Origin of the sequence: Neisseria sp. P0006.S009, from assembly GCF_051962915.1 — a bacterium.
In the GTDB taxonomy this organism is placed as follows: domain Bacteria; phylum Pseudomonadota; class Gammaproteobacteria; order Burkholderiales; family Neisseriaceae; genus Neisseria; species Neisseria subflava_E.
Window position 1 is genome coordinate 137,257 of sequence record NZ_JBQCUV010000001.1, and the last position, 19,095, is coordinate 156,351.

General features: G+C 40.7%; 21 protein-coding genes. 13 read left to right on the forward strand and 8 right to left on the reverse strand.

Going from position 1 to position 19,095, the window contains the following annotated elements; all coding sequences use genetic code 11:
- Positions 1-3: 3 nt before the first annotated feature.
- Together ACTHTK_RS00645 and ACTHTK_RS00650 are read right to left on the reverse strand one after the other, a co-directional pair.
- The gene (locus ACTHTK_RS00645; RefSeq protein ID WP_107723251.1) at positions 4-393 is read right to left on the reverse strand and encodes a TrbC/VirB2 family protein; all 390 of its coding nucleotides are present in this window, start codon (positions 391-393) and stop codon (positions 4-6) included.
- A gap of 46 nt (positions 394-439) precedes the next feature.
- The gene (locus ACTHTK_RS00650; RefSeq protein WP_440378217.1) at positions 440-1,147 is read right to left on the reverse strand and encodes a lytic transglycosylase domain-containing protein; all 708 of its coding nucleotides are present in this window, start codon (positions 1,145-1,147) and stop codon (positions 440-442) included.
- Between the two features lie 100 nt (positions 1,148-1,247).
- On the opposite strand from ACTHTK_RS00650, the gene ACTHTK_RS00655 reads away from it, so the two are divergent.
- The 8 genes from ACTHTK_RS00655 to virB11 all read left to right on the forward strand — a co-directional run bounded on the left by ACTHTK_RS00655 (position 1,248) and on the right by virB11 (position 10,063).
- On the forward strand, positions 1,248-1,712 hold the full coding sequence (locus tag ACTHTK_RS00655) for a hypothetical protein (protein WP_063075750.1): 465 nt from the start codon (positions 1,248-1,250) through the stop codon (positions 1,710-1,712).
- Positions 1,713-1,723: 11 nt separating this feature from the next.
- Positions 1,724-2,626 (forward strand): virB8 family protein, encoded by a 903-nt coding sequence (locus ACTHTK_RS00660; RefSeq protein WP_107723252.1) that lies wholly within the window; start codon positions 1,724-1,726, stop codon positions 2,624-2,626.
- Positions 2,626-3,351 (forward strand): TrbG/VirB9 family P-type conjugative transfer protein, encoded by a 726-nt coding sequence (locus ACTHTK_RS00665; protein WP_063068979.1) that lies wholly within the window; start codon positions 2,626-2,628, stop codon positions 3,349-3,351. The genes ACTHTK_RS00660 and ACTHTK_RS00665 overlap by 1 nt, the downstream gene beginning before the upstream one ends.
- Before the next feature lie 2 nt (positions 3,352-3,353).
- Positions 3,354-4,502 (forward strand): TrbI/VirB10 family protein, encoded by a 1,149-nt coding sequence (locus tag ACTHTK_RS00670; RefSeq protein WP_107723253.1) that lies wholly within the window; start codon positions 3,354-3,356, stop codon positions 4,500-4,502.
- A 348-nt stretch (positions 4,503-4,850) separates the two neighbouring features.
- Positions 4,851-6,542 carry a type IV secretory system conjugative DNA transfer family protein gene (locus tag ACTHTK_RS00675; RefSeq protein ID WP_107723254.1) on the forward strand — a complete coding sequence of 564 codons (1,692 nt, stop codon included), beginning with the start codon at positions 4,851-4,853 and terminating at the stop codon, positions 6,540-6,542.
- Between the two features lie 63 nt (positions 6,543-6,605).
- A complete protein-coding gene (locus ACTHTK_RS00680) occupies positions 6,606-7,247 on the forward strand; it encodes a hypothetical protein (protein ID WP_234394570.1) in 642 nt (213 codons plus the stop codon).
- 18 nt (positions 7,248-7,265) lie between these two features.
- Complete coding sequence (locus tag ACTHTK_RS00685) at positions 7,266-8,972, forward strand: calcium-binding protein (protein WP_107723255.1); 1,707 nt, start codon at positions 7,266-7,268, stop codon at positions 8,970-8,972.
- A gap of 50 nt (positions 8,973-9,022) precedes the next feature.
- Positions 9,023-10,063 carry a P-type DNA transfer ATPase VirB11 gene (gene virB11 / locus ACTHTK_RS00690; protein ID WP_314058949.1) on the forward strand — a complete coding sequence of 347 codons (1,041 nt, stop codon included), beginning with the start codon at positions 9,023-9,025 and terminating at the stop codon, positions 10,061-10,063.
- 366 nt (positions 10,064-10,429) lie between these two features.
- On the opposite strand, the gene ACTHTK_RS00695 is transcribed toward virB11, so the two are convergent.
- The 3 genes from ACTHTK_RS00695 to ACTHTK_RS00705 all read right to left on the reverse strand — a co-directional run bounded on the left by ACTHTK_RS00695 (position 10,430) and on the right by ACTHTK_RS00705 (position 12,591).
- Positions 10,430-10,747 (reverse strand): FAD-binding oxidoreductase, encoded by a 318-nt coding sequence (locus ACTHTK_RS00695; protein ID WP_234394571.1) that lies wholly within the window; start codon positions 10,745-10,747, stop codon positions 10,430-10,432.
- A complete protein-coding gene (locus tag ACTHTK_RS00700) occupies positions 10,650-11,408 on the reverse strand; it encodes a ferric reductase-like transmembrane domain-containing protein (RefSeq protein WP_234394572.1) in 759 nt (252 codons plus the stop codon). The genes ACTHTK_RS00695 and ACTHTK_RS00700 overlap by 98 nt, the downstream gene beginning before the upstream one ends.
- Before the next feature lie 253 nt (positions 11,409-11,661).
- Positions 11,662-12,591 (reverse strand): GlxA family transcriptional regulator, encoded by a 930-nt coding sequence (locus tag ACTHTK_RS00705; protein ID WP_283122211.1) that lies wholly within the window; start codon positions 12,589-12,591, stop codon positions 11,662-11,664.
- 154 nt (positions 12,592-12,745) lie between these two features.
- On the opposite strand from ACTHTK_RS00705, the gene ACTHTK_RS00710 reads away from it, so the two are divergent.
- Positions 12,746-13,597 (forward strand): MBL fold metallo-hydrolase, encoded by an 852-nt coding sequence (locus tag ACTHTK_RS00710; protein WP_107723257.1) that lies wholly within the window; start codon positions 12,746-12,748, stop codon positions 13,595-13,597.
- Positions 13,598-13,653: 56 nt separating this feature from the next.
- Here ACTHTK_RS00710 and ACTHTK_RS00715 read toward each other — a convergent pair whose 3' ends face one another.
- Complete coding sequence (locus tag ACTHTK_RS00715; protein WP_107723258.1) at positions 13,654-13,857, reverse strand: hypothetical protein; 204 nt, start codon at positions 13,855-13,857, stop codon at positions 13,654-13,656.
- Between the two features lie 40 nt (positions 13,858-13,897).
- Between ACTHTK_RS00715 and ACTHTK_RS00720 the strand changes: the two genes are divergently transcribed.
- The 3 genes from ACTHTK_RS00720 (at position 13,898) to ACTHTK_RS00730 (ending at position 15,075) form a co-directional block, all read left to right on the forward strand.
- Positions 13,898-14,032 carry a hypothetical protein gene (locus tag ACTHTK_RS00720; RefSeq protein ID WP_293203256.1) on the forward strand — a complete coding sequence of 45 codons (135 nt, stop codon included), beginning with the start codon at positions 13,898-13,900 and terminating at the stop codon, positions 14,030-14,032.
- A gap of 66 nt (positions 14,033-14,098) precedes the next feature.
- The gene (locus tag ACTHTK_RS00725) at positions 14,099-14,356 is read left to right on the forward strand and encodes a hypothetical protein (RefSeq protein ID WP_234394575.1); all 258 of its coding nucleotides are present in this window, start codon (positions 14,099-14,101) and stop codon (positions 14,354-14,356) included.
- Between the two features lie 140 nt (positions 14,357-14,496).
- Complete coding sequence (locus ACTHTK_RS00730; protein ID WP_107723259.1) at positions 14,497-15,075, forward strand: NAD(P)H-dependent oxidoreductase; 579 nt, start codon at positions 14,497-14,499, stop codon at positions 15,073-15,075.
- A 57-nt stretch (positions 15,076-15,132) separates the two neighbouring features.
- On the opposite strand, the gene ACTHTK_RS00735 is transcribed toward ACTHTK_RS00730, so the two are convergent.
- Both ACTHTK_RS00735 and ACTHTK_RS00740 read right to left on the reverse strand, forming a co-directional pair.
- Complete coding sequence (locus tag ACTHTK_RS00735; RefSeq protein ID WP_107723260.1) at positions 15,133-15,765, reverse strand: histidine phosphatase family protein; 633 nt, start codon at positions 15,763-15,765, stop codon at positions 15,133-15,135.
- Positions 15,766-15,856: 91 nt separating this feature from the next.
- Positions 15,857-17,800: a PEP/pyruvate-binding domain-containing protein gene (locus ACTHTK_RS00740; RefSeq protein ID WP_107723662.1), complete on the reverse strand. Its 1,944-nt coding sequence runs from the start codon at positions 17,798-17,800 to the stop codon at positions 15,857-15,859.
- Positions 17,801-18,293: 493 nt separating this feature from the next.
- Here ACTHTK_RS00740 and ACTHTK_RS00745 point away from each other — a divergent pair, with 493 nt between their 5' ends.
- Entirely contained in the window at positions 18,294-18,953 is a 660-nt protein-coding gene (locus tag ACTHTK_RS00745; protein WP_234394576.1) for a hypothetical protein, read from the forward strand.
- The last annotated feature ends 142 nt before the right edge of the window (positions 18,954-19,095 follow it).

Here is a 19,095-nt window from a genome sequence, read left to right on the forward strand (position 1 = left end):
TAATTATGCAAAAAATTGCATTGCTTGCATCATGATTGATGCTGTTTTAGCAGAACAAGAATCCGCATTGCCAACCAGCATTCTTGCAATTTGACCTGCTGCGCCAATCAATACACCACCAATCAAAATAGGAGCAACATCGGAAATACGTTTGTGCGCAAAAGCAATTTGATAGCCAGCAAAAATGATGGCGATGGTTACAACTGCGACAGACATCAGATTTAATACGGTGTGAATATTTCTGATGAATGTACAGGCACCACCACCAACAGCAGTAAAATCATCTTCTGCCAGACCTACTGTCGGTGCCAAAAATGCTGCAGCAACAAAAGCTGCTGTTGCAACATTTTCAGCAGTAAAGCGGGATTTTTTTTGAATCTGAGTGTTTTTCATTTGAAAATTCCTATGTTTATTACAGGTTGATGTGGAAAAAAACTATCTAAAAGACTGCTGCGCTATCTTTATATGTATTGCTTTTCGCTTGTGCGGTACTATTATCTTGCAAGGAGTGTTGGTTTTTAGAGACAGTGGCAGAGTATGGTTGTGGATTAGCGGTAACTGTCAAATTTGGGCGGTTAGCTTGTTGTGCTGGTATTTGGCCCATAGGGCGAGGGGTATTCACAGTATTGCTGATGACAGGAATGGCATTTTGTGGGATTGCTCTCCCTTTCCCCATGGATGAAAAAATTTTTTGCACATATCCATGCTTATAACCGGTTACAAAGTTACCGGAATAATAACAGCTGAAAGATTTACCCCAGTCTTTTGCACGATTGTAGCATTCTCGCAATATGTGCGAGCCTGCCTTGACGTTTGGGCACACTTGGAATGCATGTTCGTAGGAATGCAACCCGTATTTTTTTAAATTGTATCGGTTAACTTGAGCTAATCCTAAGGAGAAGTTAAATCCTTTTTGTTCCAACATTCTAGCAGTAGCGACTGCTTCAGCCAAATTTTTAGGCTGTCTTTGTAAGCGTCCGCCTACAACACCTATAGCGTATGGGTTGCCTGAGGATTCAACTCTCACGACATGATGCATAATATCATGCGGAACAGCTAAGTCGGCGCAGGAAAAAAACATGATGTTGAGATGAAAATATGAATTTGTATTGACGTGAAATTTAGCACAGATTAAAATAATTAACAAGATTTTAACCAATAAAAATAACCAAACATGAATTGTCTTTTCTTCATTTTTAATTAAGACGCTTTGGTTGTAACTTAAGTTGTTTTATAAGGTGCTATGTATGTTTCTTTTAAGAACGCTGTTGCTGTCTGCTAGTGTGGGCGCGCTAATGGCAGGTTGTGCAAATCAGTCTGCTCCAGATTTCCCAAGTTCATGGAAGCCATTAAATGAACTACCTGATCAGGTAACTGAGATTCCTCTTGTCAAACCTCATGTTTATCAAGTGACACGACTTGATACAACTGTAAAAGGTTTGTTGGAGCGTTGGGGAGAAGAGGCGAAGATGCCTGTTGTTTATGACTATACGCTTGATTTTACTTTGTATAAGAAAGTATCAACAATACGAAATACCGATCTTGATAATGCCTTAAGTGAATTATCTAAACTTTATGAAGATAAAGGGATGGTTTTCTATGTTCAAAATGGTGTCATTATGGCGCATAAGAGAATGGATGTTGCTGTGAAAAACAGTGGAAAGAAAAAACATGAGAGATCAGCAAAAGCTGATGTAAAAACTCAAGATTAAAATGGAAACATATGTTCAAATCAAGTAAAAATACTACTGATGGTAATATCCAAAAGGCTGTAAAAAGATCTTTGGATTTTGAAACGACCTTGGTTGATATCCGCAAAAAAAGTGAGAAAAGGGCATGGATTGTTGCCGGTATTTCTACCTTCTCTTCTTTGTGTCTGCTTGGCGGATTATTTTATATTTTGCCGCTGAAAGAAAAAGAACCTTATCTTGTTATGGCTGATGTCTATACGGGACAAGCTACTGTTGCTAAACTAGCCGGCGATTGGAATAATTTAGATATTACTAAAAATGAAGCAGTAAATAAGAGTAATATTTCCCACTTTATTATTGCTAGAGAATCTTTTGATAGTCAGATTATTTATGATAATGACTGGGCTACAGTTTATTCTATGTCGGTTGCAGGGGTATCTGACAGCTATCGCAATCTGATGAATAAAAGTAACCCGAATAGCCCATTTAATCTTTATGGGTCTGCTCAGTCAATTCGCGTTAAGATTTTGAGTATCGTCCTTAATAATAGTGGAAAGGCCGATGGTCGCGATGCTAGCGCAACAGTAAGATTCCAAAGATTTTTATTAAATAAGGGTACTGGCATATCAAGATTTATGGATAGCAATGTTGCTACTCTGACCTATACTTATAATAGCAATTTGAAGATGGATGAAAAGTATAGGTTAAAAAATCCCCTGGGATTCCAGGTATTGTCTTATCGTGTTGATCCTGATGCTAGTGAATCACCTGTTCAAGATTTATCTTCAGATTATCTTTCAGCAGGAACATCATCTGAAAGCCAAGCTCAGCAACAAGTACAAAGTGTACCTCAGCCCCAGTTAGAAGCTCCTACATCTGTAGATAATGATGTTCCTAATGCTTCTCCTATATCTGTTGAAAGTGGAAATCAATAATGTTAAGAAAAATGTTTTTAGCAACAGCAGCATCGTGTTTGTTGCAAGGAAGCGTCTATGCTGCAGCTATTCAAGAGTATACGTTTCAAGAAAATACAACTTATCCCGTTCATACGGCACAAGGCGTAGTCACACAAATTGAACTTGACTCTCGTGAAAAGGTTAAAGATTTTGGTGCGGGCCTAAGTGGTGGATGGGATTTGGTACGTAGAGAAAATGTGTTTTATCTGCGTCCAAAGGCTGATGCAGTTGATACTAATCTTATTGTTCGTACTCAGGCTCACCAATATATTTTTGAGCTTAAGGTTATGAAAAATGTTGTTGGTAATTTAGCAGAAGCTTCAGACAAAGGGGTGAATTATCAAGTTAAATTCAGATATCCCGATTCTACGGATTTCAGTCTTCGTGCTAGTACTTTGGCTGGTTATAGCCTGAAATATGATTCTTCTAAAATCTATAATACTAATTATGATGTGGCTGCAAATGAAAAATCTCGTTGGCTAGTTCCTTTAAAAGTCTATGATGATGGCAGATTTACCTATGTCCACTTGAATAAGGGCAAGTTCACAGGTGATTTTCCTGCTGTTTATGGCAGAAAATCAGAGAAAGGAGCTGAGTTTGTCTTAAACAGTAATGTTGAAGGTAATGTAGTTATTGTCCATGGGACTTATCCATTCTTAGTTTTGAGACATGGAAATGATGTGGTTGGATTAAAAAGGAATTAAGAATGTCTGATAAGCTAAATAATGAACATCACAAAGATAGTGAATCATCACAAAATTTATATTCAAGCCAATACGAACAAGAACAATTGGCGGGACTTGAGGAGAATGCTCCTCAACTAAATGCTCCTGTTGATCGCACAGTCAACAAAAAAGCTATTGCGTTTATTGTAGCTGCAGGTTTTGGGTTAGCTGGGCTAGGGGCATTTGCCTATCATCAATTTAGTGGTTCTGATGAAGCTCCCCCTCCAGAACGTCCTCAGGTAGTTACTGTACCAGATTTACCTGCTCCGGAGCCTCAAGTTACTGAGATACCTCCAGTTGACTTAGTGGAAGAGCAGAAGCCTGATCCAGAGAGTTCTAAAACTACCGAATCTGTTAAGCCACCAATAGAAATATCATCTCCACCGATAGTAGAGACCCCTCCGCCTATAATTCCTAATATTCCCGTGCAGCCTGTGGATATGTCTGCCAACACGGATTCTAAATTTGTTGAAGATGGGGAGGCTGCTCAGAAAGAGTCGGGAGCAAGCATAGCTCAAGCTAATGCTGTTCGTTATATGCATAACAGGGATAAATTACTTTTACAGGGTACTTATTTACGCTGCGTATTAGAAACTAAAATTGTTTCTGAAGTAAAAGGATTTACATCTTGTATTATCACTGAGCCTGTATATTCTGCCAGTGGAAAATATCTCTTGTTACCGAAAGGTTCGAAAGTAATGGGACAATATGGTTCCAGTAATCCTACTGGTCCGCGAATGGAGGTTATTTGGAATCGAATCATAACACCAGAAGGCGTTGATGTAACACTGGAATCTCCTGGAGTAGATAATCTTGGTGCAGCTGGCCATGTTGGTAAATTTAAGTCTCATTGGGGATCACGTTTGGCATCAGCTTTATTGATTAGTATGATTTCTGATGCTTTTAAATATGCTGCTACTGAATATGGCCCACAAGGACAAACGGTTACAACCAACACATCAACTACCACTAATCCTTACCAGAGTGATACAGCCAATACATTGAAGCAACAGGCTATCAATCAACTTGAGCGAAATAATGCTCGTCCCAATACAGTAACGATCAATCAAGGGACCTTGATTAATATTTATACTGCCCAGGACATTGATTTCAGTTCGGTTATGCAGTAATTTTAAGGGCCGTCTGTTTTTTCAGACGGCCTAATTATTATGCGTTTATCATAAAGAATAATTGCTGATGAAGCCTCTTGTCCTACTATTATCTATAGTTCTATTACCAACTGTAGTCCTAAGAGTTTGTATAGAGCGGTGTGCATGAGTATTATCAAAATAGCAAAAAATATTTAGTTCAAACATACAGTGAAACTGCCAAGGATAGTACTAAAAGAGAGTGATAAATTTCATAATACACATTAGTAGAACTAACTGAGCTTTCCATTATTACCTTAGGCTGTCTGAAAACTAATATCTTCACTAGAAATCTAAAACAATCTATTCCTTTGACTTACAGGTATTGAAATGACTCTAAAAAACAAATCTATTATTACGGTAGTTTTACTATTAATTTCTTTCATATTAGGCTGTTACCTTTCAGGCTTTATCCTGCTGCAATGGTTAGGCTTAGATAAAACGCCCTTACTACTTACAACATGGTTCAAATACTATAATACGTCGGATATTCCTCAGGTTGCTAAATATTCACTGCAAATTAAAACATCAGGAATTGTTGGATTTGGTTTTACTTTTCTGATTGCCCTGCTTGGTTTAATTCCTATTTGGCGCACTGCCTCCCAAAGTCTTCATGGGGAAGCACGATTTGCAGGGATGGCTGATTTGACAAAAGCAGGATTTTTCAAACAAACAGATACTTCAATTGTCGTCGGTAAATACAACGGCAAATTGTTACATTACAATGGCCAGCAATTCGCATTGTTGGCAGCGCCGACACGTTCAGGTAAAGGTGTCGGTATCGTTATTCCGAACCTGTTAAGTTATAAAGGATCGGTAGTTGTTTTGGACATCAAACAGGAGAACTTCAATTTAACTAGCGGCTACCGCAAAGAAGTATTAGGTCAGGAAGTCTATTTGTTCAACCCGTTTGCCGAAGATGGAAGGACACACCGTTGGAATCCGTTTACCTACGTTTCTTCTGATCCTGACCAGCGAGTATCGGATTTAATGTCGATAGCTGCAATGCTATATCCTGATGGAGATAGCCGTGATAAGTTCTGGGTAGCGCAGGCAAGAAATGCGTTTTTGGCGTTTTCACTTTATTGTTTTGATGAGCATGAAGCAATGGCTGACTTTTCTGTGGAGGGCAAAGAAAATGAGCCAGCTTGTACATTAGGGAAAATATATCGCCTTTCATCAGGTAATGGAACAGAGCTCAAGGAGTATTTTACATCTTTATCACAACAACCATATCTCAGCGAGGCTACAAAAACTGCTTTTTCCGGTTTAATCTCTCAGGAAAAAGAAACCTTTGGTTCTATCATGGGTACGTTTAAAGAACCTCTCAACCCATGGATTAATCCCGTCATTGATGCCGCCACTTCCGCTGATGATTTTCTGTTGACTGACGTACGTAAAAAGAAAATGACTGTTTATATCGGCATTCTTCCTAACAAACTTGCTGAATCAAGAGTCATTGTTAACCTCTTTTTCTCTCAACTTATCAACCAAAATACGAAAGAGCTACCTCAGGATAATCCAGATTTAAAACACCAATGTATGTTGTTAATGGACGAATTCACAAGTATCGGTAAAGTTGAAATTATTGCTCATTCTGTCAGCTATATGGCAGGTTACAACATTCGCCTATTTCCGATTATACAATCAGTTGCCCAGCTGGATGCTGTTTATGGCAAAGAATATGCACGTACTATTATCACTAACCATGCTTTGCAAATCATCTATACACCTAGAGAACAGCAGGATGCAAATGAATACTCTGAAATGTTGGGCTATACTACAGTGAAAAGAAAAAATATCAGCCGTGGTCGTGAACGTAGTGTCTCGGAAAGCGAAGAGCGCCGCGCACTGATGTTGCCGCAAGAGTTAAAGGCAATGAGCCAAGATAAGGAAATTATCCTTTACGAAGGTATGTCACATCCGGCGCAAGTGGGGAAAATCCGTTATTACCAAGATGGGACATTTACTAAACGATTGATGGGGTCAGTAAAGGTCGCCTCGTTAAAAGGAAAACGGTAATAGTAATGAAAGTTCGAGGCCGTCTGAAAATGAAATTTGCAAAATGACTAAAAAGGAATTTATATGAAGCTATTGGCAATTACAGCCATATTAACTGTATGCTTGATGACTTCCTGTACTCCGCAGATTAGTAATAAAAATATTAAGGATTCTTCCAAGATGCAGAATATAGAAAAAGAAATAACTATGGAACAAGTGCGCAATCGTTGCCGAAGTATGTTGCACAAAGTGGAAAATCGGGATGATCTAATCAAGCAGATGTATGATACGGCTTTTAAAGATGACTGCCTGTATGCAATGTATGCGCTAGAATTAGAAGATATTTGGCAAATTCCAGTTGTTGAAGGACATGTTAATAATCATTTCGAAAATTTTACTTCCCCTATTGGATTATATGTGGCAGTACGTCATACCTCATATAAAACCAGTTTCATTATTTTACCGACCAAACAATATTTCAAAGAAAAAATAAGTATTTTTCCTGAAAACAGATTTCCTGATTTTTTACCAAAGCCTAAGGAGAAAGAAATGCCTCCTGAGTATGGAGATTATTATCCACGACGTGGAACTGACCCGATTAAAGAGCTGGTTGATTACTACTGGCGTGAAAATGGTCGTGAAATAATTGCAGCAAACAACGGTTCTGGAGCAATCACATCATTTACTTTTTATAGTAATACAGAAATGAGTCCGATGGGTTATTGATACAGAGACTAATATATAATGACTAAATTAAACGAAAAAGCAGAAACTCAATTAAGAATATTAGGTTTTCATAATAAACGGTTCAACTCCACTATGTCAGAATTGGACAGGATAAAGGCAGATTATGAGCTGGTTAGACAAATTAATCAGTTTAGCAGTAACGGACAAGGTTTTTTCGAAGCTAAAGATAGCAAGAGTAATGCATACTATAACTCTAAAGATAGAAATATCTATTTTCTACCAGGTTCAAAGTATACTACTGCTACAGCAGTAGCCCATGAAATAGGACATGCATTGGGTAAATATCAGGCTAAATCAGCGAGTTATTATAATACTGCTAAAGCTTATGCTCAAGCACGAGGCTATGGAGAAGCAGAGGCAATCTTTAATGAAGCACGTATGATTGCTTATGAAGAGCGAAATAATGGAAGTGCCTATAGTACTCAAATTAGCGGTGATCTTTATCCTTATATCAAGGGTAAATCTTTTGAGCAAGTTAAGGATTTGATTGCTCGCCAAAATATGTATGGTATGCGTCCAAATTCAGAAGAAAATGAATCGATTAAATTGAGTTATTATGAAAAGGATATTTATTACTTTCTGAATACCCGTACCAATTTTACCAAAGACTTTTCTGAGGCATTCTTAAGGCCGGAAGATAAACAAGTATTTGTTAAACATATGGCAAATTATGACACTTTTGGAAATAAGGGTAACAATAAAGTCGTTGCTGATGGATCATATAGCCGTGATAGTTTATTAATAGGCAGATCTAAGACTTTCTTAAAAAGTGGTGCATATATGTATGGAGATGCCGGTGATGATATTCTAAAAGGTACTAATCAAAATGACATTTTATTAGGCGGTAGTGGTAATGATGTATTAATTGGTGGTAATGGTAATGATGTTTTAGCCGGTAATTCCGGAAGAGATAAATTATTTGGTGGTAAAGGACATGACAAATATCGTGCTGATAATTTAGATATTATCCGAGATTCAGACGGCAAGGGTGAAGTGTCATTAAATGGCCATATATTACAGGGTGGTGTACGTGATTTATCTCAACCAAACCGTTTCGTTTACCGTAGTGCTAGAATGGTATATGAATGGGATAGAAATACAGGGACATTAGATGTAAATGGTCTTAAAATTGAAAATTTCAAAAATGGTGATTTAGGAATTCATTTAAAAGAACAAAAAACAGGCCAAAAAACAGGCCAATATAATGATGTTGTTAGAGTACATTCTGCTACGGGAATAGATGGTATTAAGATTTTGCGTCAACCTCGGAATACCAACATGGCTCATACTTCAGCTCCTAGCAATGGGGATGATATGTACACTAATCAGCCTTTGAATTTGGAAGCAATCCCGCAAAATGCCCTAAATATCTATCAGCAGAGTAAAAAAATTTTTACTGAATTCTGTAATAAAAAAGATATTATCTACGATGAAAGAAGCCTAGATAATATTGCTATGGCACTGGCTGCTGAAGGGTACGCAAACAAGATGAGAGGTGCATCTCTTATTAATATCAAAGAAAATGGACATATTCTTATTGGTGATAAAGCTCCTGAATTAAGAACTGCTTCTGTGGATATGCAGAAAGCTGCGGTTACTCCGATAGAGGAGAGTATTATCAAAGTACAAACAACAACTCAGCAATTTGAATTAGAAACACAACAAAAGCAGTTAACACAAGCCAGATGGCTGAGTATTTCTTAGGCTAAAATGAAAAATACACCTAAGGTTCAAGTATTATTGTAATTAAATTTTTGAATAAACTTATTTTAAACATGGATGAATTAAACTCAACAATTTCAGCAGATTTCTTAGATTATCAATACGAAGTATTGGGAATTACCTCTTTCCTGAAAGATCCTGATGTTACAGAAATTTGTATTAATAGGCCGGGAGAGGTATTTCTTGAGACTTCTCGAGGTTGGAAAAAGGTAGAAGTAGATACGCTAAACTTTGATAGGGCACGTCAGTTCTGTACAGCTGTTGTTAATGAAAGTAATACTGGTCAACGAATTACAGAGGCAGAGCCGATGGTATCGTTGACATTCCCAACAGGACAACGTGCCCAATTTGTGATTCCTCCTGCCTGTGATGCAGGAAAAGCTTCAATTACGATCCGTTTGCCATCAAAACACACAAAGAGCTTAAGTCAGTATAGTAAAGATGGTTTCTTTAGTCAGATTATTGAGTTAAATGGAGAATTATCTCCTCAAGATAAGGAATTAGTAGAACTGAAGAACAATCGGAACTACGAAGAATTTTTTAAAAAAGCCGTTGAATATAAAAAGAATATAGTCGTTTCAGGTGCAACTGGTAGCGGTAAGACTACTTTCATGAAAGCATTGGTTAATCACATTCCTTTAAGTGAGCGACTAATCAGCATTGAGGATGCTAGGGAGCTATTTATTCCTCATGAAAATGTAGTTCATTTACTTTACTCAAAAGGTGGACAAGGTAGTTCAAATATTACGGCAAAAAGTTGTATGGAATCCTGTCTGCGTATGAAGCCAGATAGAATTATTCTAGCAGAGCTACGTGGTGACGAATCATTTTATTTTATTCGAAATTGTGCATCTGGACACCCGGGATCTATTACAAGTTGCCATGCTGGTAGCACGGAACAAACATGGGATCAATTAGCATTAATGGTAAAAGCTTCACCAGAAGGAAGTGGTCTGGAGTTTGAAGTTATTAAAAACCTGCTTAGACAGACCATTGATATTGTTGTGCACATTAAAGCTCATGCTGGACAACGTTATATTACGGGTATTGATTTTAATCCTATCAAAACTTGATATTGAACATGATGCAATTGAAGCAATATATCATTTGGATGATACAGAATGTGTGAAACATAAAAAGCAACCGTAGGTTTATGTTGTTAAGGTTGTGGCTTAAAGGCCGTCTGAAAATCTTTCAGACGGCCTTAATGCTTTACTACTTAAAACCATCAGGTTCATTTAGCGGAATTCAAACAGCTCTTGATGCAATGAGAGTGTCTTAAGACTTCCTGCAATTATGACTACCACAAAGCCATAGGCTGCGAGTTTTACTATTCTGAACGCCTTGTGCAATATGATCAGTGGACAATCTTTGAGTTTCAGAAGGAATATAGTAGAACGTAACATTCGCTTGTTGAGCTAAATCTTTCCATTGGTCGATTATTTCTGCAGATAAATTTCTATCGGCATGGAACCAGTCAATCGTTTGAAAGGCGTAAAACCAATACTGTTACTCACCCAAATTTGTTCATTTTTATCTGAAAAATTGAAGCGGCCATATGCACCATCAATTTGAATGGTATCGCTGATGTTCAAACGTTGAGGCAGACGATGGGTGTAGTCTCCCAAGTCTTTGATAATAAGATTGATTTGTTGATTTTCAGGATTCCAGTTGGAAGCGATGGTAAATGGGTGGCTTTCTCCATGTGCAGGTAAAAAGAGGAATTGACCGGCTGGTGCCTTGCCATTTTTGCGCATTCAGGGTAAGTGAAAGCAGGGAGCCGTTTTGGTTCATGGCAGTTACTGTTGCCGTTTGCGGTTTACCAATGCGTTTAAAGAGGGCGGGGAGCGAACAAATACTACCGAAGAATAGGGCGGTAGCCAGCAACCAGCCAAGTGGCTGAGCCCAGTAAGTAAAGTTTGCCAATACAATGGTGTGCCATACAAGTGCAAGATAGACTGGGACAATTAAGATGTGACGTTTGGCAAACCAACGGTAGGGAATAAGTTGGATCAGTGCGATAACCAATAAGACGACTGCAACGTAAAAAGCAATCTCACCCACTTCTTCAGCAAAATGACGCTGGGTAACCAACCAATCTTTTAAAGTCAAGACTTCCTGCATCGGCGGGCGCGGCGGCTTTTTGCCGTCAAACAGTCCGAGTTTTACCAGCCATTTGGGAAATTGCTTACTGGTCCAATGCAGGATACTGCCTGAAAGGGCAATTATGCCCAACCATTTATGCAGGCGGTACATTTTATCCAATCCGCCAAATAGTCCTTCCAACATTTTGGGATGTACTGCAAGAATCATACAAGCACTCATGGCCAGTATGCTGATGCTACTGGTGAACTGTAATAATAGGTTGCGTATGGGAAATACACCCACTTGTCTGGAAATGGCGCGGCAAACAGCCATAAAGCGAATATGCCGCCGAAAAAGATGGCTAAGGTCAGTTTGAGATTTCTCATTTTGGTTGTTCCTTATGGATGGGAATATGAAGCGGCCTGCCGTTTGCGGGGATTGTATGTGGGGAAAATTAGATGGAAATTATTGGTGTGGGTAAAGGTTTACCTGTTGAGGCCGTCTGAAAAGTACAGGCTGCTTTTTGGGTTTTCAGACGACCTCCAGAGCAGCCTGTACTCAGGTATTTTGGATTGACTAACGCGAGCTATCTGCCAAATACTTTCCGCCAGGCATTCGGATTGATTTTAAACTTGGCTTTGAACTGCAAACGTAGGTTTGCCGCACTGCCGAAGCCGCTTTGTTCGGCGATGCGTTCTATCGGTAAATCCGTATTTTCCAATAAGTCCTGTACCTGCCATAGCCGCTCTGTGGTGAGCCACTCACCGAAATTCATGCCTGTGGCTTGAGAAAAATGGCGGATAAAGGTTCGGCGGGAAACGGCTAATTTTTTTGCCAAATCGTCCAAGCGGTATGAGGTGGCAAGGTTTTGGCGCAGTTCGTCCAATAAGTGATTGATTTTGTCATCGGCGGTACGACGTTCGACAGGTCGGTGGATAAACTGTGCCTGCCCGCCTTCGCGGTGTGGTGCCGCAACCAAGGTACGGGCAAGGTCGTTGGCAACGGTTGCACCGTGGATTTTGCGGATGAGGTACAGGCAACAATCCAGCCCGCCCGCCGCACCTGCCGATGTTAAGAAGTTGCCGTCTTCCGCATAAAGGCGGTTGGTATCCAGATGAATTTTGGGGAAACGGCGGACAAAGTCGTCTTCGGCAAGCCAGTGGGTCGCGGCGGTTCTGCCGTCTAAAAGTCCTGTGTAGGCAAGGGCGTAAGTGCCGTAACATAGGGCGGTGATATGCGCACCACGTTTCGCTGCCCGCTGTAAATTCTCAGCCAGTTCCGGCGTCGGGGTTTCTTCAATATTGCGCCAGCCTGCGATGACGATGATGTCGGCTTCTTCCGTCAAATCCAATCCGCCGTGTACGGGAATGCTTACGCCCAGTGCCGTGATAACGTCTTGGCCGTCGTCGGAACAGATTTTCAGGTCAAAGAGTGGATTGTCCCGATAGGCCGTCTGAAAAACAGAAAAGGGAATGTTGAAGACAAAATCATTCATGCCCGATTGAGCATATAGCACGATTTTTGGGACAGTTTGATTTTGGCGAAACTCGTTATGCTCGTTTTCAGACGATATTTTGGCACTATCCTTACGTTTATTGGCAATATTGCCTATTTTAGCCGATGCACCTGCTGCTTAAAATACGCTCCATGATTTTTTAAGGAGCAACATCATGAAATTCAAGCAATTTATTCTTGCCACTGTTTTGGGCGCGACAGCCTTTTCCGCTTGGGCAGACGATTCATACCAACATATCCGTAACGCTACTGCCAAAGTCGAATACGCAGGACAGACGTTTTTGATTGACCCTTTTTTCGCCCCCAAGCATTCCATGAACGGCTTTGCCGGCACGTTCAATAACCAAGCCAAAATGCCGCTGGTCGGGCTGCCAATGAGTGTGAATAAAATTTTGGACGGTGTGGATGCAGTTATCGTTACCCATACTCACGAAGACCATTGGGACGAAACCGCCGCACGTTCCATTCCGAAAAAACTGCCCGTATATGTGCAGCACCAAGCCGACGCGGCAAAAATCCGCAGCCAAGGCTTTACTGATGTACGCGTGTTGAACGGCAGCACTGTCTTCAACGGCGTAACCATCAGCAAAACCGGCGGCGTACATGGCACAGAGGCAATGTATGCCAACCCTCAGCTAGCCGAAATCTTAGGTGATGCAATGGGTGTAGTATTCCAAAGCAGCGGACACAAAACCGCTTATATTATGGGTGATACTGTGTGGACGGCAGATGTAAACAAAGCATTGAACCGCTACAAACCCGATTATCTGATTATGAACACGGGCTACGCGCTGATTTCAGGCATTTCAGACGGCATTATTATGGGGACGGCTGATGTATTAAAAGCCAGCCAAGTCATGCCTAAAGCCAAAATCATCACCGTACACATGGATACCGTGAATCATACCGCCGTCAGCCGCGCCGATATGCGTAAATTTATACGCGGTCAAGGCATTGAAAGCCGTGTGAACGTTCCGGAAGACGGAGAAATCGTGAAACTGGATTGATAAACGACACATTACCCTAAGCAGCCTGCACCTTGTTTTTCAAAGTGCAGGCTGCTTTATTTTTTCGCTGCTTTTGTTAAACCGTCCAACCATGCTTGATGGCCGTTTACCATTGGATTTGGCACAGTTTCTGCCAAGCCTTTGGCGAGTTTGCCGATTTGGCTTTCTTCGGTTAATACACGCACGCGGTTGTTAGGCAGGCTTTCTAAAATCCAAGCGCCGAAAATTAAAGTGGTGGTGCTGGCGATTAACGAAAGCATCGTACAAAATCAGCTTGAACAGCAGTAAATTGACTTTGCACTGGTGACACCAGACTTCCAAGCACCGGATATTCACGCAAAAAATTTGTATGATGAACGCTACATCTGTGCCGTTCGCCGCGATTACCCAATAGCCCAACAAACAGAACTTACCCTTGAGCAATTTTGTGAGTGAGAGCAAGCCTTAATTTCCTATCATGGCGGCAGCTTCAGCGGTGTTATTGACCAAGCCCTGAAAGCGATGTGGCTACAAAGAAATGTCAGCCTATCGGTACAAAACTTTATTGTTTTGCCTGAATTACTAGAACAAAGCGATTTATTGGTAGTCGTGCCTGAGCGCTTGATTATTCATTTAAACAATTTCAAACACTTTGAACCGCCCCTTGAAATTCAAGGCTTCACCAAAACCCTTATTTGGCACGAACGGACACATAAAGATCCTGCATATCGCTGGGTTAGAGAGTTGATAGAAGAGGCTTGTTTGGTTGAAGAGAAATAATGAATGCTAATTATAGATATGAGAAATTTTCCTTTATGGTCTGTAAATAACGTGTAGGTGAATGCACTTTTAAAATATGCAGTAAAAAGGCATAATTTAAGACCTCATTTTTCAGAATTATTTGTTGTAGGAGCAAAAAGATGAATATTTTATTATTGGATGGCGGTAAAAATTTCGGCCATTCACATGGCGAGTTGAACCACACGCTTCATAAAAAAGCGAAAGAAGTTTTGGCCGCACTTGGACACAATGTAAAAGAAACCGTGATTGATGCCGGCTATGATGTTGAAGCAGAAATTGAAAAATTCTTATGGATAGATGCAGTGATTTGGCAGATGCCAGGCTGGTGGATGCACGAACCTTGGACAGTGAAAAAATACATAGACGAAGTATTAACCGCCGGACACGGCAAGCTTTACCATAGTGATGGTCGCCATCGTGTCAATCCGACTGAAGGCTACGGCACAGGTGGCTTGTTGCAAGGCAAAAAACACATGCTTTCACTTACTTGGAATGCGCCGATTGAAGCTTTCACCCGCGAAGGCGATTTCTTCGAAGGTAAAGGCGTGGATGCTTTATACATGCACTTCCACAAACTCAATGAGTTCATCGGTTTGACCCGTCTGCCGACATTCTTATGTAACGATGTGATCAAAAATCCACAAGTAGAACAATACTTATCCGATTACCAAGCACACTTGGAAAAAGTGTTCGGCTAATGGCAAAAAAGGTGGGTAAAAATGCCCACCTTTTTTATTATCGTTGAATAGTTGTGATCATTGTAAATGAGCCACATCATTAAGTTGCTCAATATGAAAACCGCTTTCACTATCGTATTTCACAATACTGATCGAAGTATTCAACAATGACACGGATTTACCCTCATCACGATGGTTTTCCCAAGTCGCTCCGTCTAGTAAGGATAATAAAAGCCGCAAGGTATGGCCATGCGATACCACTAAAATATTGGCTCCCGATTGATGTACCTTAATGATATCGTAAATAGCGGCCATTGCACGTACTGCTAATTGTTCAAAGGTTTCGCCACCATTGCTTAATGCTTTATAAGATGCCGGGTCATTGGTCAGTTGTCTGAATTCGGTTAACTTCCGCAGGTCAGCGATCTGCATACCTTCCCAACTTCCAAAAGATTGCTCATTTAGTCCACAGTGCTGAAAAAGAGGAATAGGACGCTGACCGATAATATGGCCAGCCGTATCAATGGCGCGTTGTAAAATACTGGAATAAGCAGCGGTAAATTCTACTTGTTGTAGCGCCGCCCCGGTTTTCTGAGCTCCTGCAATCCCTTGTTCGGTCAGTGGTGAATTACCGGATCCCTGCAAAAGCCCCTGTTCGTTCCATTGGGTACGGCCATGGCGAATAAAATAAAATGTGAGCTGTTTTGACATCATAATTCCTTGGAGAACGGGAAGTATAGGGTATAACTAACTTATGATGCAAAGGCCGTCTGAAACGATAATTTCAGACGGCCTTTTTACTTTAACGTGTGCCGTTTAGATACGGTCGTGCCTGGAGGATAACAAGCTTACCATTGTCAAACGCCCATTCGATATCCTGCTCGCCATTAGCAAATAGCTGTTTGATTCGTTGGCCGGTTTGGTCAAGGCGACGTATTTGTTCTTGATTCATCACGTTGCCACTGGTTACAGGCACCTCCCGTACTCCACCGTTTTTATCCAGTTGCAACGCTGTGGTTTCATTAGAGGAGCTGAGACGTTGTACAGAATCATTGCGACGGTTATAGACCACCTGTTCGGCTACCCGTTTGCCTTCAACGACACGAATACCCAACCCGCGTTTGGCGGCAATGTAGGAGCTGTTTTTCTGAGCAGTATCATAGGGATTGATGGTAACCAACACGCCTGAGAGATCTGCATTGATGCTTTGTTGCACAAAGACACTCATTTTCACGCTATCGTGAGGCAGTCCGGCAATACGGCGGGCTTCGTATGCGCTGTAATTGAAGACGGAAGCCCAAGATTGCTTCACCGCTTCGACCAACGCGTTTTCATCGGTCACATTTGGCACGGTGGTGTACAGCCCTGCGCCGCTGAAATTGGGCAGGTCTTCGGAATTAGAGGAGCTGCGGACAAACACGCCTTTGCTGTTTAATTGATTGCGCCATTTTTCAGCCCATCTATGTTTCCATTCCAACGGGATTTCGGCATCGGTAATTTTTTTCTGCAGCGTGAGTAAAGCAGTGCGGCGCTTGCGGTTGTCTCCATCACTTTGCGTTTCGATTTGTGCCAGTATCGTCGCGTTAATACCCAGCCTATCCATCATGGCTTGATAGTAGGCAAAGGGAATGCAGAATCCGTCAGGTACATTACTGCCTGCAATATGGGCGCGGATATGGCCGAGGTTGGCAGCCTTACTGCCGCAGTAACGGCTGTCATCATGGCGCAGGTTTGTCAAAGCCCGAAGGCTGTAATCGGAAACATCGGGTTGGGGCAGGGTAAGGCCGTCTGAAAAGCTTTTGCTGGTAGTGTTCCGGTTGGTTTGGACAATTCGGTATTGCTTAGCAGTCGCTTCAAATTCAATACGATGGCCAATATATGGGGCTAGGATTTTTTCTGCGTCTTTAAGGTAAATATTGGGAATCCCCCAGCCGCGTGCCAATACATTCACATGCGATAGTGCAGTAGATGGTTTCTCACTAATAATCCCCACCACAGGTGGCAGCTCTAGGGGAACCTCTTTCAAAATAATAATATCATCGGCACCGACATTATAAAGATCATCTTCTTTGGCAATAACGCGTAATGTGCCTATCGCTTTACCTTGGTTTAGAGGCAGGTAGGGGAAATTTTTAATCAAACTTTCTTGGGTAATAAAAGGAACTTTGCTTTGCTCGGCAACGGTTTCCTGCCATAAAGAATTGGTTTTATAACGCAACGGAGCGTAGAAACTGTTTTTCAGACGGCCTGCCGCCAATTTCAACAATTCAGGCGTGATTTTGTCTCCTTCCCAAAACTCATAAACATATTCCTGAGTACTATTCTGCCAACTGATCGTACCAAACAGATAACGCCGGTTAGGACTACGGTATTGTTGATTCAATTCAGTTTTTGACAGCATGGGTTTCAAGATAGTAGCCAGATAGTGCTCATGCAGCCGAAATTTGGGAGTATTGATGTAGTCGGTACGGTTATTATCTTCACGATCGATGAGGAAAAGGATATGAGGAATTTCATATTCACTACCTTGTTCATAGATACGCGAAAGTAAGTCAAAATCAGCCTGGCTTTTGATTGCAGATAACGCAGGAACTTGTGTTTTAACTGGAGTGACTGCAGTTTGACGCTTTTCAGACTCGTAATAAGAAGGCTTACGCGCCGTTGGTGCAGCCGTATCGACTGTCTCAGCTTCAGGACGGCACGCTGAAAGTAAAAACAATATTGGGAGGCAAAAAGCAGGTTTCATGATGTTGTCGGTTATCCAAATCAGATGAAAAGAAATATACCTATTGTAAAAATCTAAATCAAACTGTTTGTTGCCTGGATAAATCAGTTTTATCATCTGATATTAAATAGGCCGTCTGAAATTACGTTTCAGACGGTCTTTTAGATTGTCAACACTCCTAAAATATTCATGGACCTGAATACTTTAAAACAAGTTATTGAAATTTAGAAGAAGGAAGAAGAAATAGAAAAAACGATGAGTAGGATAAGGTAAAGTAGAATTTCCAATATTTCTTAAATATTACCATTCAGACTGTATTTTCCCCATTAATCACTATCTATTTACCATCAGTATCATCTTAGTTAAGATGTCTGAATATTGTTATAAACCACAATTTAGAGTAACGTGTAAATACGTTGAAGCATCAGACAATCAACGAACATGAATGTATCCTGATCAAGTTATCTTAAAGTAATATTTAATTTGCTCATGATATTGAATAAGGACTTTACTGATGAAACCTTTTATCCTGCTGCTATCTGCAGCTTTATTGTCAACTTTTAGCCTAAATGCTTGTACGGATAGAAATAATATGAGTGTCCAAGAACAAACAGAAGCACGTTTCAAATTGAACCCCGAGCCGAAACAACCATACAGGATTAAGGTTAAGATTAATAATGCACCGGGGCCGATGAAACCTATAAACGATATGTATATTGGTTATGCAGCAAGAAATTGTTCTTATACCATTAGTCGGTTGGCAGGTGCGAAGGCATCTCCTGAAAAAAATATTCCAATCAAAATGAATTTGGTCGGACATGATGAATACGAAGTACTCTTCTATGCTGATGCTGTACTGGATGAAGATTATTTCGGAGAAGGTGTCTGCCAGTGGAAGCCTGAAAATTTTGGAGCTTCATTTAAGGCGACTGGTAAAAAGGAAGAAACTGAATTCAATATCAGCGATGTAATGGAAAATCTTGAAAAAGAAAAAACACTGACCAAATATTATTGGAAGCGAGGGTATCCGTATGATAAAAATGAAGATGGTTTACCAGATGAAAGAATAGCCCCTGATTTTGGGGAAAATACTTTGGAAGGTTATGGACCGGGACCTCATAATGTCAATGATTTTTTTAGTATTACCGTTACTTTAGAGGAAATTAAACCATGACCCAACTAAGCAAACAAGAACATGCCGACCTTGCCCAAGATTCCTATGAAAACCATGTGGTTACTCTCTAATAAAACCTTAGTTAGATGTCTGTACCAATGAGATTGTTGTCGCTTATAGGGGGGGGAGACGTCATCGACAG